15 protein-coding genes are annotated in these 15,762 nt (G+C 63.0%); all 15 read right to left on the bottom strand.

Translation table 11 applies throughout. The features are described 5' to 3' along the window. Positions 1–71 precede the first annotated feature (71 nt). A complete protein-coding gene (locus tag A9D14_RS01185; protein ID WP_066842262.1) occupies positions 72–2,402 on the bottom strand; it encodes a glycosyltransferase family 4 protein in 2,331 nt (776 codons plus the stop codon). Positions 2,403–2,685: 283 nt separating this feature from the next. Beyond that, positions 2,686–3,420: an energy transducer TonB gene (locus tag A9D14_RS01180; protein ID WP_083987496.1), complete on the bottom strand. Its 735-nt coding sequence runs from the start codon at positions 3,418–3,420 to the stop codon at positions 2,686–2,688. 38 nt (positions 3,421–3,458) lie between these two features. Then, positions 3,459–3,926, bottom strand: coding sequence for an A24 family peptidase (locus A9D14_RS01175; protein ID WP_066842261.1), 468 nt, complete (start codon positions 3,924–3,926; stop codon positions 3,459–3,461). 12 nt (positions 3,927–3,938) lie between these two features. Next, complete coding sequence (locus A9D14_RS01170; protein WP_066842259.1) at positions 3,939–4,709, bottom strand: hypothetical protein; 771 nt, start codon at positions 4,707–4,709, stop codon at positions 3,939–3,941. Positions 4,710–4,731: 22 nt separating this feature from the next. After that, positions 4,732–5,703 carry a type II secretion system F family protein gene (locus A9D14_RS01165; protein ID WP_066842258.1) on the bottom strand — a complete coding sequence of 324 codons (972 nt, stop codon included), beginning with the start codon at positions 5,701–5,703 and terminating at the stop codon, positions 4,732–4,734. Positions 5,704–5,707: 4 nt separating this feature from the next. Further along, on the bottom strand, positions 5,708–6,709 hold the full coding sequence (locus tag A9D14_RS01160) for a type II secretion system F family protein (RefSeq protein ID WP_066842257.1): 1,002 nt from the start codon (positions 6,707–6,709) through the stop codon (positions 5,708–5,710). Beyond that, the gene (locus A9D14_RS01155; protein WP_066842256.1) at positions 6,706–8,079 is read right to left on the bottom strand and encodes a CpaF family protein; all 1,374 of its coding nucleotides are present in this window, start codon (positions 8,077–8,079) and stop codon (positions 6,706–6,708) included. The genes A9D14_RS01160 and A9D14_RS01155 overlap by 4 nt, the downstream gene beginning before the upstream one ends. Next, complete coding sequence (locus A9D14_RS01150; RefSeq protein WP_066842254.1) at positions 8,079–9,266, bottom strand: AAA family ATPase; 1,188 nt, start codon at positions 9,264–9,266, stop codon at positions 8,079–8,081. Before A9D14_RS01150 ends, A9D14_RS01155 begins: the two co-directional genes overlap by 1 nt. Before the next feature lie 12 nt (positions 9,267–9,278). Next, positions 9,279–9,926: a TadE/TadG family type IV pilus assembly protein gene (locus A9D14_RS01145; protein WP_066842252.1), complete on the bottom strand. Its 648-nt coding sequence runs from the start codon at positions 9,924–9,926 to the stop codon at positions 9,279–9,281. After that, positions 9,923–10,378 carry a TadE family protein gene (locus A9D14_RS01140; RefSeq protein WP_157668094.1) on the bottom strand — a complete coding sequence of 152 codons (456 nt, stop codon included), beginning with the start codon at positions 10,376–10,378 and terminating at the stop codon, positions 9,923–9,925. Before A9D14_RS01140 ends, A9D14_RS01145 begins: the two co-directional genes overlap by 4 nt. Before the next feature lie 56 nt (positions 10,379–10,434). After that, positions 10,435–12,033 (bottom strand): pilus assembly protein TadG-related protein, encoded by a 1,599-nt coding sequence (locus tag A9D14_RS01135; protein ID WP_066842250.1) that lies wholly within the window; start codon positions 12,031–12,033, stop codon positions 10,435–10,437. A 33-nt stretch (positions 12,034–12,066) separates the two neighbouring features. After that, a complete protein-coding gene (locus tag A9D14_RS01130) occupies positions 12,067–12,366 on the bottom strand; it encodes a hypothetical protein (protein WP_066842248.1) in 300 nt (99 codons plus the stop codon). Beyond that, entirely contained in the window at positions 12,356–13,747 is a 1,392-nt protein-coding gene (locus tag A9D14_RS01125) for a type II and III secretion system protein family protein (protein ID WP_066842247.1), read from the bottom strand. The genes A9D14_RS01130 and A9D14_RS01125 overlap by 11 nt, the downstream gene beginning before the upstream one ends. A gap of 4 nt (positions 13,748–13,751) precedes the next feature. Next, positions 13,752–14,630, bottom strand: coding sequence for a Flp pilus assembly protein CpaB (cpaB, locus tag A9D14_RS01120; RefSeq protein WP_066842246.1), 879 nt, complete (start codon positions 14,628–14,630; stop codon positions 13,752–13,754). A gap of 150 nt (positions 14,631–14,780) precedes the next feature. After that, positions 14,781–15,038 carry a Flp family type IVb pilin gene (locus tag A9D14_RS01115; RefSeq protein WP_066842244.1) on the bottom strand — a complete coding sequence of 86 codons (258 nt, stop codon included), beginning with the start codon at positions 15,036–15,038 and terminating at the stop codon, positions 14,781–14,783. Positions 15,039–15,762 lie beyond the last annotated feature (724 nt).

Raw genomic sequence — 15,762 nt, 5'->3', positions numbered from 1 at the left:
CGGTGCGCGCCTGCCAGCCTAGGTGAAAGGGGCGAAGAACAACGCGTGAATGATCTGCATGCAGCCTGCTGTCAGAAATTCGCAGCGGGCTTTTCGGGTAGTCGCCTTTTCTCAAGAATGTCTCCCGCGCCAAGCGCCAAGGGTTGATCTTCCGGATCGCCACCGGATGAATCCGACTCGTCCTGATGCGAACGAGCCAGCGCTAGCACGCCATAATAGGCAAGCTGAAATGCCAAAATCGATTCTGCACCGCAATTGCGATTGGCACCGCGCGGCGTGATGCCGTCGCGGCACTGGCCGGTGCGCAGGTTGGCAAGCACCGCACCGCGGTCGTTCTCACCAAAGAACCAGCGATAGGCGGTGCGCGCATGTTCGACCCAGCGCCGCGACGGATCGACGCGGAACGCGCTGGCCGCCGCCTCGATGGCAGCCTGCGCCTCAAGCGGTTGCTGGTCGAAGGGCAGTGCTTCGTGCGGGTGGCTGAACGTCTCCGACCCGACGGGGCGGAACTGGCCGGTGGCCGACAGCTGCATCGACGCGATCCAGCGCAGGCTGGACAGCCCGGCCAGCGTCCATTCGCCGCGCCCGGTGATGCGCCCTGCCTCGATCAGGGCCTGCGACAGCCTTGGGTTGTCATAACCCAGCACAGCCTCGAACCAAGCCCAGTCGGGGCGGCGCGATTCCGCCAGCAGGCGGTGCAGCAGTTCGCCGCTGCGATTTAACAGGGCAAGCGCGCCTGCATGGTCGGGCTCGCCCTCCACCCGGCATGCAGCGCCCAGTGTGGCAAAGGCGATCGCGCGCGGCGATCCGATGTCGTCCATCATCGACAGAGCTTCGTCGAACAGGCCTCGCGCCCACCAGCGAATGTCCTCGCTCCGTCCATGTAGCGCCGTATGACCCAGTGCCCACAAGGCGCGCCCGTTCGCATCGTCAGAGCCGCTGTCCTCGCACCAGCCGCGATCGAATCGCATGAAGTTGCGAAAGCGGTTCGTATCCGGGTTCCAGGCGTGATTCATGAAAGCCGCGAAACACGAGGCCATCCGGTCGGCGGTCGGCTCGTCCATCACATCCGCCAGGCTGACCAGCATCAGCGCCCGCGCATTGTCATCGATGCAATAGCCGTGCCGCCGATCGGGTACCTTGCCGATCGCGTGCTGGAACATGCCCGTGTCGTCGCACATGTCGAGGAAACCCGACAAGGCCGGCGTCTGAAGCTCTGCCATGCGGCGGCGCGGCGCATCGGCAGCGACCCGGTCAATCAGCCGCGCCACGGCATCGGCATAGCGCGGCCAGATCGTCTCCCGCCCGCGCGCATAGGCCCGCCTCTGCATGGCCGCGAGCTCCGCCGGATCGTCGAGCAGCCGATTGACCGCAGCGGCAATGGCCTCGCTCGAACATGGTTCGATCAGATCGCCGACCCCGTCGGCCAGCAGTTCGGCCGCATGCAGATAGGGGGTGGAAATCACCGCCTTGCCCAGCGCGACCGCATAGCTGAGCGTGCCGGACGTCGATTGCTGCAGATTGGGATAGGCGGTGACATAGATGTCGCTCGCCTCCAGCTGATCGAGCAATTCCTCGGTCTCGACGAAGCGGTCGTCCCATTCGATATGGCCCGCCACGCCCAGACGGTCGGCCTGCGCGCGCAGATCTTCGCGATAGCTCTCACCCTGCTCGGCGACCAGATTGGGGTGGGTCGCGCCCACGATGCGATACAGGAAATCGGGATGGCGAGAGGTGATCGCGGGCAATGCCTGGATGACATGCTCAAGCCCCTTGCCCGGCCCGATCAGGCCGAAACTCGTCATGACGGTGCGCTTGTCCAGACCCATCGCGCGCTTGAATTCGTCCTGCCTGCCGAACGGACGATCGGGCGCGCCATGTTCGATGACGGTGATGCGGGCATCGCCCACATTGTACATGCCCATCAGCAGATCGCGCGAATGGCGCGCCATCACCATCACCTGCGAAGCGCGGTCGATCAGCCGTTCGACGATCCGGCGCTGCTTGGCAGAAGGCTGGGCCAGCACGGTATGAAGCGTGACGATCAGCGGAGCCGCCACCCGGTCCACGAGATCCAGGATCATCTCGCCGCAATCGCCGCCATAGATGCCGTATTCGTGCTGGATCCAGATGGCGTCGACGCCGGATTCGTTGATCCGCCGCGCCGCACGGGCATAATCGTCGGGATCGTGCTGCGCTATTTCGCCCGCGATATTGCCGTGATCCACGGGCTTGGCCGGATCCGTCAGCGCATAGACGTCGAAATGGATGTCCGGATGGAAATTGGCGGATTGCTCCACGATGTCACCGGTAAAGGTCGCGATCCCGCATTTGCGCGGGACATAGGTGCCGATCAGCGCAACGCGGCGGCGCGCGGCCTGCTTGGCGGCATTGGAAAACAAACGAATGACTTCACTGCCAACAAGCGGGTTGGCGACAGGCGGGTTGGAGGATCCGGCTTTCCCGGAATGGCGTGGCGGCTGTCCTTGTGAAGTCCCATTACCCATTTGGCATAATCCCCGGCGTTGAGGCGGCATCTTCCTCAATGCGCCCGCGAACCCTTAGGTTCCTTCGCGACTGCAAAATTATCGCGAGAATCGGGCGGCTGGACGCATGGTAACCGGCTTCAACAAGACGACAAAGCACTAGAAAGAGATCGTCTTGCTTTTTCGCAAGCGCACAATCCTAGCTATTCAATAAGAACGACTGACGCCATCCCGTAGTATCGGCAACCGGCTTGCCATCACGGTCCAATGCCGGGCGATAGCGAAATCTTTGTTCGATCAGGCGACATGTTATGCGGTCGGCCTCCGGGTCCCCGCTTGGTCTGGCGACGCGGCAGTTGCGGGGGACGCCGTCGACCCCGACCGTGAAGTAAACCGTCACCGATGTGCCGGAACGGGCGCGGCTGCCGCTGCGCGAGTAGTCTCGCGCATCGACGATGTCGCCGGCGATTTTGACCGCCTTTTGCGCGACCCCGCCGCCCGGCTCGCTGCCCGAACCGCCGCTGCCCGTGCCCGAACCGATGCCGCCGCCGCCCGAACCCGCGCCTTCCTCGGCGGCGCCGGACCGTGTCTCGGACCCCTGCGCCGGGGCGGGCGGTAGCGGGGGATCGGGCTTCACCACCAGCTTGGGCAGCGGTGCAGCCTTCGGAATCGGCTCGGCCTTGGGAGCGGGCGGCGCGGCAGCGCCTTCGGGTTCCGGCACGGGCTCGGGCGGCGGGGGCGGAGGCGGAGCGCGGGGAAGCTCGACATCGAACGCCATGATCGAGCGAGCCGATTCAGGAATGACATCGATATCGAACGCGCGGAGCAGGGCGTATATGCCGCCAAGGTGCAGCAAGGCCACCACGGCGATCACCGCGATGCGCTGCCTGCGTGTCTGCCGCCGCCTTGCCGGATTATTCGAAGCTGGCGTCATCACCCATCAAATGCCGGCATGGGGCCACCGTTCCCGCGTCAGGCAGGCCAGATACCCAGCATCGGCAATGAAACGACCGCGAAGATCCCGCCCGCCGCAATCGCGACACCGTAAGGCAAGGGAGACTTGCGCGACATCGGCTGGCCCCGCGCCTTGGACCAGATGACCCAGCCAAGGATCAGGAACAGTCCCGCTATGCCCAGTCCGACCAGATAGGCGGCAGTATGCTGGATCGGAATCCACAATGCGCAGGCGGCAAAGAACTTGGCATCCCCGCCGCCCCATGCCCCGATCGCGAACAGCGCAATCCCCACCAGCAAAGCCGCCGCGAAATGCGCCAGCCCCCAGACCAGTGCCATCCAGCCAAACGCCAACGGCACCAGAACGAGGCCGAGCACCAGGATCGCCAGGTTCAACCCGTTCGAGATGACATGCGTGCGAAGGTCGGTCCACGCTCCCGCAAGGGCGAGCAGGCTGAAAGCCGCCAGATAGACGGCCGGCACCATTTCCACGATCGATCAGTCCTGCGAGACCAGGCTGGCCTTGTGGTCGTTGAAAACGAGCCGGACCGGATAGCCGCGCCGTGCCGCCGCGCTGCGCCGGGCACGCGCGATGACGGCGCGGCCCTCGCTGCGGGCAGGCGCGCGTGCGGCGGTTCGCGCCGGCTCTGCGGCAGGTGCTGCCGCGGGAGGGGCAACGCGCACTTCCGACCGCGATGTGCGAATGGCGGCGGTTTCCGGCTTGCTCGCGACCACGATGCCGCTTGCGGGGCGGGCACCGATGGTGATGGCACCGCGCCTCTCCAGCACCGGCTCTACAGGGTTGGCGGCGGCAGGTTCGGGCAGTTCCAGCTGCGCCAGTTCGACCGGCTCGACCTGCGTCACCGCGTCGGGCAGGACCGGAATGCGGTTCTCCAGCCGGGCGAGGTTGCGCGAGAAGCGATCGTCCTTGGGCGCAGCGGCCACCGCCATGTTGAAATAGCGATGCGCCAGATCGGTCCGCCCCAATTGGTCATAGGCGACGGCCATGCCGTTGAAGGCTTCGCCCGCGAAGCGCGGATCATAGGACGCCTGCCGGAACGCGATGATCGCCTGCGTCGTCAGGCCCTTTTCCAGGTACAGACGTCCGACGGCCAGCCGCCCTTCGAAATAGTCGGCCATGTCCACGTTCTGCGCTTCCCCCCGGGACGCAAGGGACGGGCCGAACAGGGCCTGACACCCCGACAGGGCAAGCGAAGCGGCCACGATCCCCGTGGCGGCGGCGACCTTTCTGACGTTGAAATGCAGCATAATCGGATACCCCCAGTTATCCTTACCCGTTCATCAGCGGGAAAATGTCGCGAACGACGCGAATGCTTGCCGGCAGCATCAGCACGCCGATCATCGTGGGCAGCATGCATACCACCAGCGGCACGGAAATCAGCACCGGAATGCGGTGCGCCTTTTCCTCGGCGCGCATCCGGCGCTTCTCGCGCATCTCGCCCGCATAGACGCGCAATGTTGAAGAAATGCTTGTGCCCAGCTTGTCCGACTGCACCAGCAAGGTGGTGAAGGACCGGATCTCGTCCACCCCGGCCATGTCGGCCATCTTGCGGAACGCTTCCTCGCGGCTGGCACCGGCGCGCAGTCGAAGCACCGCCACCGACAGAAGCTGCGATACCAGCGGGTGCGACTGCACCATCTCGCGCCCGACGCGGTCCATCCCCGCCTCGATCCCGAGACCCGCTTCGACGCACACCAGCAACAGGTCGAGGCAATCGGGAAAGCCGTTCACGATCTGCTCGCGCCGGCGGTCGGCCTTGGCCTGGATATAGATGTTGGGCAGGTACAGCCCCAGGAAACCCAGCAGCGACCCGAAGATATACAGCGAGAAGAAGCCCGGCGGCTCGGGCCGCGAATACATGACGAGCACGAAGCCCAGCACCAGCACAAAGGGCAGCACCAGCCGGCAGAGCGTGAAGATGCGCGGCGCCGAGGGATGGGTATAGCCCGCCTCGATCAGCTTGTCGCGCAGGCGGTCGTTCTTCGAATCGGCAAGGCTCAGGCCGGTCCGCTCGACCATGTCCGCCAGATTGGCCCAGGCCGAACTATTGTTCGATTCGCGCAGGCTGGCCGCGCTCTGCGTCTCGCGCCGCTCGGTGCCCAGCGTCTGCAGGCCCGCGCGGATCTGCGCCCGGCGCGAAAACGCGCCAAGAGCCAGATAGACCAGCGCGGCAACGATCGCGAACAGCCCGACGAGGGTGGCGATACGCGCGGTCTGGTTGGCAAGGATAAAGTCAATCATGGCGTCAGACCTTCAGATCGATGATCTTGCGGATCCACAGGAACCCGGTGACATACATCACCATCAGCACGATGAAGCCGATGATGAACATGCGGTCCTCTGCCACCGACAGATAGAATTCGGGGTTCACCATGAACAGGCCGATAAAGGCCGCGACCGGCAGGATCGTCAGCATCCATCCAGTCATCCGCCCTTCGGAGCTGAGCGCGCGGACCTTCATATACAGGCTGGCGCGCGCGCGGATCACTTCGGACAGGTTCTGCAGGATCTCGGCCAGATTGCCGCCCGTCTCGTTCTGCACCGAGAGGGAGACGACGAACATGCGGATGTCGTCGAGGTCCCAACGCTCCGCCATGGCGGTCAGCGCGTCGGTCAGGTCCGCGCCATAGGCGACCTCGTCCGCGACAAGGCCGAATTCGCTGCCGATCGGGTCTTCCATCTCCTCGGTCAGCAGCTCGAGCGCCGCGGCGATCGGGTGGCCCGCCCGCAGCGCGCGCACGAACACGTCGAGCGCGATGGGAAACTGCTCCTCCACCCGCTTGCGCCGCTTGGTCGCGATCATGCTGAGCACCATGACGGGAAGGATGAACGCGGCCGATGCGGCCAGCACCATCGACAGCAGGATAGTCCCCGCGGTAAAGGAAAAGCCCGCCCCGCCGATCAGCAGCATCAGCAGCACCGCGATCACGATGAAGGCGGCGGCCATCACCATGATCATCTGCGGCGGCGTGAACCCGACCTGCGCCGCCATCATCGTGCGTTCGAGCTTTTGCAGCATCCGCGCGACGACGGGGGGCAGGTTGGCGTGATCCTGCGGGGTGTTCTTGCGTAGCCGCGCCAGGATCTCGTCGCGGGTCGTGCCCTGGCGGATCATCGTCAGACGCTTGTTGACCGCGCGCGTATGCGCGGTCCTGGACCAGGTGTAGTTCAGGCCGAGCTGCACGATCAGGAAAACCGTGCCGAAGATCGCCAGCAGCGTGACCGCCTTGAGCAGCGTGTCGATCATGAGCCCATCTCGAAGTCCGGGCGGAACAGCTCTGGCTGCAGGTGGATGCCCGCCGACAGCGCGTCGCCGTGGAACTTGGGCCGGATGCCGGTCGCCTCGAACCTGCCGATCACATTGTTGTTCTCGTCACGGCCGGTGATCTTGTAGCGATAGATTTCCTGCATGGTGATGGTCTCCCCCTCCATGCCGGTCAGCTCGCTCAGGCTCAGCACGCGGCGGCGGCCGTCGGCGAGGCGCCCCACCTGCACCACCACGTTGATGGCCGACGCGATCTGGGCGCGCGCCGAGCGCGGAGGCATGTCGATGCCACTCATGCCGATCATCTGCTCCAGGCGCGACAGCGCGTCGCGCGGCGTGTTGGCGTGCACCGTCGTCATCGAACCGTCGTGACCGGTGTTCATCGCCTGCAGCATGTCGAACGCCTCCCCGGCGCGAACCTCGCCCACGATGATACGGTCGGGACGCATGCGCAGCGCGTTCTTCACCAGCTCGCGCTGGGTCACCTCGCCCTTGCCCTCGACGTTCGGGGGGCGCGTTTCCAGCCGCGCGACGTGCTCCTGCTGCAGCTGAAGCTCGGCCGAATCCTCGATCGTGACGATGCGTTCGCGCGGATCGATGTATGAACTCATCGCGTTCAGCAGCGTCGTCTTGCCCGACCCGGTACCGCCCGAGATCAGCACGTTGCGGCGCGAGGCGACCACTGCGCGCAGCACCTGCGCCATCGCCTCGGGCACCGATCCCAGTTCGATCAGCCGGTCGATACCGATCCGCTTCTTGGCGAACTTGCGGATGGAGAGCAGCGAGCCATCGACCGCCAGCGGCGACACGATCGCGTTCACGCGCGAACCGTCGGCAAGACGCGCATCGACGAAGGGCGAGGATTCGTCGATGCGGCGACCCACCGCGCTGACGATCTTCTGGATGATGCGCATCAGGTGCTTGTCGTTCTGGAATTCGGTCGGCGCGCGTTCCAGCAGGCCGTTGCGTTCCACGAACACGATGTCAGGACCGTTCACCAGGATATCGGTGATGGAATCGTCCTTCAGCAACGGCTCGAGCGGGCCGAGGCCAAGCAATTCGTCCAGCACGTCGTCGATCAGCGCGGCGCGTTCGGTGCGGTTCAGCGGCTCCTGCCGCTGCATCAGGATCTCGCCGATGATCTCGGTGATCTCGGTCCGGATCTGCTCGCGCGGCATCTGTTCCAGCGCGGACAGGTTGATCTTGTCCAGCAGCGCCCTGTGGATCGAGACCTTGAGGTCGAGCGCCCGCTTCTTCGCCTCGTCCTGCTCGCCGTCCAGCGTCTGCAGCGCCAGCGGCGCATAGCCATCAGTCTGGACGGCTTGCTCCGCGCGCTTCACCGACCATTTCATCAGCCTTGCCCCCCATGGCGCTGGCACATCTGTCCCGCCAGCCTGGCCACATCCTTCACGAATGGCGCCTTCTTGTTGATCTCGCCCAGCAGCAGCCCCTGGTCCTGCGCGGAATCCAGGCCCGTCTTGTCCCTGGCGATCGTGGCCGAGACACTGCGATGCAGCGTGTCCGACACCTCGTGAACGCCGATCGACTGGAACATCTTCTTCTCGGCCCGATTGACGATCAGGTGCAGGTTCTCGCGCGGAACATCCATCATGTCGAACAGGTCAAGGCAGCGCCGCGTCTGGCGCAGCCCGCCGATGGTCTGGTCGGTCAGGACCAGCATCTCGCTGCAGGCCAGCGCCGCCGACAGCGACCAGTTGGTCCAGTTCACCGGCAGGTCGAGCAGCACGAAATCATACTCGCGCCGTGCCAGCGTCAGCATGCGCAGCAGGCGGTCGACATCGACATCCTCCAACGGCGTGATCTGGCTGGGCGCCGCGATGATGTAATAGCCGTGCTTCGTCTGCACGGAGGTATCGCGGATCAGATCGCCGTCCAGCCGCTCACCCGCCTCCAGCAGGTCGAGCACGCTGTGCTGCGGCGTCATGCCCAACTGCGTGGCCACTTCGCCGAACTGCAGGTCGAGGTCGATCAGGCAGACCCGCGAACCGCAGGCGCCGTCATCGGCAATGGCGGCGGCCAGATGCGTCAGGACGGTGGTCGCCCCCGATCCGCCAACCGCATGCACCATCGTCGCCATCGGGGCGAGCCGGTCCATGCCGGTCGCATGGCTGTTGGCCGCCGCGGCATCGATGACCTGCGTGAACAACTCGTCGAAATCGAACGGCAGCGCCACCACATCGGTCACACCCTGCCGCAACAGCGCCCGGACAAGGCGCAGATCGGCATTTTCGACGGCCGCGAGCAGCGGCAGCCCCGGCCGGTCGCGGCGAACCTGTTCCATCCGGGCGAGCGAGGCTTCGCTTGCAGGATCGATTTCCAGCACCAGCATCTCGGCCTGGTCCATCACAGAGTGCGGAACGGACATGCCCGGATCCAGGGCGATCGTGTGCAGCTTGCTGGCCCGATTGCTGCCGATCGCGCCGTCCAGGCGCGCGATATGGGCCGCGCTTGCGACGACGAAAGCATTCATGGGCAATTCGGTCCCGCTGCTACCTGCAATGTTGAGTTCGCTTTTCATGATTGCAAAACCCTAGTTCGAAAACGCGCCTTCCCCGTCTTCCATCGTCAGCGTGTAGCTGAGATCGGGGAGGCCAAAGTCGAAAATGCCCGCCAGGAAGATCGGGCGAAATCCCACGTCCTTAACGGTAACTGTTACCAGAGGGTCGACGTCGGAGCCATTCGGATCTCCGGAGTATCCCAATCCGGACCAGTCGTAATTTACTTCGACATTATTTGGCCCAATTCCTGCGTAGATGCTCTGCATTCGGCCGACCAGATTACCGAAGGCCGCAGCATCCACTGCGACAGTTGAGTCGGTAACGCCGCATTTAGCCTCCGCGTCGAGTACACCATCGCCATCGGTGTCCAACCCCTCGCACATGCAACCGGCAGAAGTGCACGCAAACCCGGTAAATTTGCTTTGAGGCACCACTTCGCCCTGCGGTACTCCACCTGATACGGCGTAACTATAATCCTCCAGCCCGACGGGAAGATAGTCGGTGGCAACCGCCCAACGCGTGCCGATCTGCACAGCTTTTTCAATCTCGTTCGTATTCCAGATGAAGCGGCCGACATCGATGATGCCCAGCAGAAATAGAATAACCACTGGGAGAACGAGCGCGAACTCGACCGCAGAAGCACCCTGCGCTTCCCGCCAAAACCGCACGGTATGCCTCATAGCCCCGTCACCGCTGCCTGAGCCTGGCTGCGCACAAAGGTATTTGACGTGTCGAAGCCCAATAGCCCCACAATAGCCGGATATTTTACGCGAGAACTGACCGTTACTACCGGAGCAGATCCTTTGCTCGTATAGAGACCTTTATCCGTGCCCAGTGAACTGTTGCTAATGCAACTTACCGTGATGCTAATGTCGCTATCCGTCCATCCCCGAACTTTGATTGATCCGGCTCCGGTTGGCGAGCCGGTTCGCATGGTCGTCTTCACCTGCGCTAACATCGTCGCATTTTCTACCGTTCCGGTAGCACAATTGAAGCTGCTGAAAGGCAACCGCGCAACGTAGCGAGCACCCTGCCTTGTTGCCTTGATGATCTTATGTTCGGTCCAGAGATAATTGCCGGCTTCGAAAGTCGTGAACATGAAGGCAAAGAGAACCGGGATCATCAGCGCCATTTCAACGCTCGCCACGCCGCTACGATTACGCCTAATTCCGGATATGAATCGCCGCTTCATTCGATCAGGAACGGCTTATCCTTTCGGATCTCCGTCTCTCCACCTGCACCCGCCGAGCGCGTTTCCTCGATCACTTCAACATAAACCTGATCGTCCGTCGTTCGCTTGGCATTGCCGCTACCTCGGTTGAACGCAGGTTCGACTAGAAATACATCAACCCATTTTAGTATTTCGACTTTTGCATTGCCGGCAATCTTGTCCGCCTGCGATTTGCAATTGACCACCGCCATCGAAATTTTACGTCGATCAGGGGTCCCAGTAGCCGCATGGCCATTACATACCGGTTGCGAATATGCGCTATCGCCCGCGCCCACTGGCTGACTTTTCAGACGATTATCTTTGTCTGCCAATTCCCATTCATAGACCGCATATCGGGAAACATTCGGATTGCCCAATTCACTGACCCAGGTGGAATGGTTCCACCCGTAATTTACCTTGAAATAGGCGTCTCGGTCCCACAGGGCATTGCCGATCAAGCCACTGGCTGCACTGCAGCTTCCGTCATAGCTGACCGCGTGGCACATATCGCGCGGAAACCCCATGATTTCAGGATAATTGGTCGTCAATGGTACAGTTGCACTCGTGGGACGATAGGGCGTCGGTGTCTCGGTCCATCCTTGACCACCGACACCACATGCATTGGATCCATTATTTGGTTTTTTCTTTATAAGATCCTTACGAGTATTATCTGCAGCGCCGCAAGTTCCTCCGCTTGGACATGTATTCGCTCCATTCGTATTTATATCGAACCGAGTATTGAACGCATTGAAAACGACATCTCGCTGACCAGGCTTTAAGCCAACAAGATCGACGGGCGCGCAGTCGTATGGAATTTCGTCCCAGCCGAGAGCCTTCGCAAGTTCTGGCGTACTATTCGTATTTGATCCGAAGCCGGTATCGAGAAAGCCAAAGTTCCCCGGCACATCGGGGGCACCGGAGAGAAGCTTCAGGCCAAACCCTTTGAGGGCATTAGCATTGAAGTCGGCGCCGACGGTGTCCTTCTCGAATGGGTTGCACATAAACACCGGTGGCACCTTGCAGATTGACGAGCCAAGACTCGCAACAGCACGTGCTGATAATGTTGCCCGGATTGCCCCGACAATTGGAGTGAAAGCGTATTGAGCGGTACGAGTGTCAACCTGTATAGATACTACGTTAGCTTCGCCGTCAGTCCCAGCCGCTGTATTTGCAATTCGGTCTTGATATGATGAGTAAAATTGGATGTTTGCACCGCTTGCTGTCTTAATGCTGGCGCATGCATTGTCCGCCAAGGCAAATGACGATTTCGAATTAATCGTTACCTCATTCCGCCCACCTTGATCGGGGTCGACATTGGATAACAGGGTGACATTCTTCAAGAGGCCGATCGCTGCATTAGCTCCGCGTGAGCATGCTTGAGCTTCACCGTCCAGCTGCGTCGCCGCCGCAAGGGCCGCTTGATCCGCCGCATTCTGCAGTTCGGAATCCATGCCGGCCATGCGGGCATAGTCGAAGCCCACTCCGCCCACGGCGATCAGGCCGATCAGCGCGACAGCATATAGGCCTGCGACCGCCCCGCTCTCGTCAGCTGCGAATTTGCGAATTACCCCCTGCATCTCTCGTCGCCATCATCTCGCTTGTCCGGCAGATCAGCTGCCGCCGCCGCCGCCGCCCATGTTCAGGCCCTGGAGCCCGCTTTGCGTCTGCACCTCGGGTTCTTCGACCTCGCCCGCGCGATAGGCTTCGACAGCCTCGTTCGCGATTTCGGCCGAATAGGTCAGGTCCTCGTCATAGACGGGGTCGGGATTAATGATCATCGCGGCATAGGCCTGCCGGTTGGCTTCGCCGAACGCGGCCGGATCGAACACCCCGGCTTCCTGGCTGCCGTAATAGGAGCAACCGCCCGTCAGCACCGCCGCGGCGGGCAGGATCAGCAGCTTAATATTCATAGTCCGGAACCTCCTGGGCAGGGGCTGGCGTGCGGGGGGTCAGCGGCACGGGCTGATAGTCGTCCCCGACCAGATGCACGTCGAGAGGATCGGGATCCTCGACCCGGTCGGTCGGCAGGTTCACATATCCGGGCCGGATCGGCTTCACCAGCCGCGGCGTGACGACGATCAGCAGTTCGGTCTGGCCCTTCTGGTATTCGGTCGACCGGAACAGCGACCCCAGGATCGGGATCGAGCCGAGCAGCGGCATCTGCGACACGGTGGAGTTCATGTCCTCGCGCAGCAGGCCGGCGATGGCGAAGCTTTCGCCGTCGCGCAGTTCCAGCGTCGTGCTGGCGCGGCGCGTTTGCAGGCCCGGTATCGCGATGTCGTTGATCGTGACCGATGCGGAAGGATCCAGCGAGCTGACCTCCGGCTCGACGACCAGGTTGATGACGCTGTTGCCCAGCACGGTGGGCGTGAAGGCAAGGCTGACACCGAAGGTCTTGAACGCGACGGTGATCGCATCGGCATTGCCGCCCGCGCCGCCCGCAACGGGGATCGGGAACTCGCCGCCCGCCAGGAACGAGGCAGGTTCGCCGGACAGCGCGACCAGCGTCGGCTCGGCCAGCGTCTTGGCCATGCCCTTGGCTTCCAGCGTGTCGAGATAGGCCTCGATATTGATGTCGCCGATGTTGAACAAAGTGCCGATGATACCAAAGGCGCCGGTGATCTCGCTCACGTTCAGGCCGCCGGCGTTCGAGGCTGAAGCCCCCGGCCCGATCGCGAAGCCGAAATCGCCGCTGTCGCTGATGCCCACGCCGCGCGCGCCGAACTGGCTGCCCACCGTGCGGTTCACCTCGGCAAAGCGTACTTCCAGCATCACCTGCTGGCTGCCGCCCACGGAAAGCAGGTTCACCACCTTGTCGCCCGCGAAAGCCTCGGCAATGCGAGAGGCGCGGCTGGCGGCGCCCGCGTCGCTGACGAAGCCGGACAGGATCACCGACCCCGCCGACAGGCGCGCCGACACGTCCTCGCCCGGCATCAGCGACGCCAGTTCGCCGCGGATGCCGTCGACATCGGGGCCGACCGTGACGTCCATCACCGCGATGACCTGGTTGTTGCGGTCGTACAGGGTCAGGCTGGTCGTGCCCGCCGACTTGCCCAGCACATAGATCGATCGGTCCGAGATCGGCAGCACGTCCGCGATCTCGGCGCTGCCCACCATGGCGCGGCTGATCGCGCGGTCGCTGGTGACGACCTGGCTCTTGTTGATGGGCACTTCCAGCCCGCCTGCGTGCAGGCCGTAATCCTGGCCCCCATAGCTCTGGGCCATGGCCGGTGCTGCGAGCGGCAGGGCGGCGCCAAGCGCCAGTGCGGCCATTATGTTCTTGCTGCGCATGAGATCACCTCCCCCCAAGGCGGTCTACGGAATAATCCGCGGTGTCGGTGCCGCGCACCACGGTCATGCTCGGCCCCGAAGGGCGAGCGGGTGCAGCTGCCGGTGCCGCCGAAGGGGCACGCGGTGCTGCGGGCGCCGACGGGCGCGGTTCGGTATAGGCGGTGCGGACCGGCGGGCGATAGCCGCTGCCGATGTCGCGGGACGAGACGGCGATGCCGGGTCCCGGCTCCTGGTTCTCGACATTGCGCAGCGCAAGGCTCAGCTGGCCAAGCTGGCGGGCGAGCGTGATCTTCTGCGCGTCGTACTGGTCGACCATCACGGTGACATTGCCGCCGACGCCGGGCTCGGTCGCATTCTCGTTCGCGACCTGGTCGATGGCCAGCACGGGCACGCTTTCCATGATCACCTCGACGATCCGGTCCTCGCCCTCGCCGCGGGTCATCAGCACGTCGACCACGTCGGCGGGGCGCACGAAGCCCGATACCATGGTGGTCGCGTTGACCGGGAAGGACACGGCGCGCATGCCGTCGGGCAGGTTGGCGGACAGCACGGCGCGGCCGCTCAGCTTGTCGGCCAGCACGGGTTCGCCCGGCACGATGGGCCGGATGGCGACCTGCCCGCCCTGCACCAGCTCCTCGACCGAGAAGAAGGCGCCGGTCGGGACCGAGTTCGCCGGGAAATTCTGCATGCGGGTGTTTTCGGTGGTGATGGCGGTGCCGAATTCCAGCGGCTGGGTGGCGACCACGATGCGCGCCACTTCCTGCTGCTCGGCCAGCCGTTCCTGCTCTGCCTCGATACCCGAGAAATAGGAATTGGCGAGGACCACGGCGATCAGGCCGACACCGATCGCCACCAACAGCATTATCCAGTTACGTCCGATCATCCCCCTCGCGCCCCCTCAGCCGCGATCAATCTGTCATTCTCTTAACACGCACTGTTAACCGGGAAAAGTGTAAGAGTCCCTACCGTCCCATTAGGGAGCGGGAAAGAAAAAGCCTCACCGCAAAATACTGCGGCGAGGCTTGTTCGACGATTAGCTGCCGGTGACTTCCGCTGCATCACCGCTATCATCGCAGGTAACGGAGCCGGAAGTATACTTGCCAGCAGTTGCTTCGCTGTTGTTGCAGTTATTCACCTCGTTCGCGGCGTTACCGACGGCGCTCTCAACGTTAGCACCCAGCACCAGCGCAGCAGCGCCGATGCCCACGCCGACGACGGCGATGATCAGGGCATATTCGGCAGCCGAGGCGCCCGATTCGTCAGCGATGAAATTCTTGATGAAAGTCTTCATGTTCAATACCCCTCTAGGTCAAGATTGGACCCAAGCGCAGTTTGGCTAATTCCGAAGGTTTCCGGCCTCTATTTCCGGTTTCCCCCCATTCCATCCGAAATGCCTACCCTGGGAACCTGTCCTGCCGACAGGCGAACCCCGCAAGGCTGCGCCCCACGCATCCCTCTGGAATGACTCCAGATTTGCGCCCGCCGTTAAGAATCGTCAATCTTTATCCCCCCGCCCACCGGAACCGTTGCATTTCAACGGCTTGGCGCTTTGGAAATCTAACAAGGGCTGTCATTTCGTTAGATTGATGAAATCCCTCGTCATGCCTTTAAAAAAACGTTTGATAACAGCAGCTTTATGGCGTGGTAAATTTACTGCGGGCATGACTGTCTCGCCTTGGCACGGAATATGCGGCCTGGCCTGCGCGTTTACCTCTCTTGTTAACATAAACGCCGCCGCGAATCGGATATTTGCATCCCTGTCAGTTACCGCCCCGCCACCGCCCCGGCGGCCTCGCTACACCGGTCGGGGCAACACCGGTCGGGGCCACACCGTTCGGGGCCACACCGGCCGGGCAATCGCGACCCGGAACGTCGGCCCGCGCCGAAACCTCGTTGCAATTGAAACCGCCCGGTTCCAAATCCATCCCATCCGAAACAGGCCGCTTCCGCCCCGCGCTGGCATCGCGGGCGGGAACGAACGATGGTCCGGGCTGTATCGATAGCATCCGCATGGA

Source organism: Croceicoccus marinus, assembly GCF_001661675.2.
Lineage (GTDB): Bacteria > Pseudomonadota > Alphaproteobacteria > Sphingomonadales > Sphingomonadaceae > Croceicoccus > Croceicoccus marinus.
This window is presented reverse-complemented; position numbering and strand designations above follow the sequence as displayed.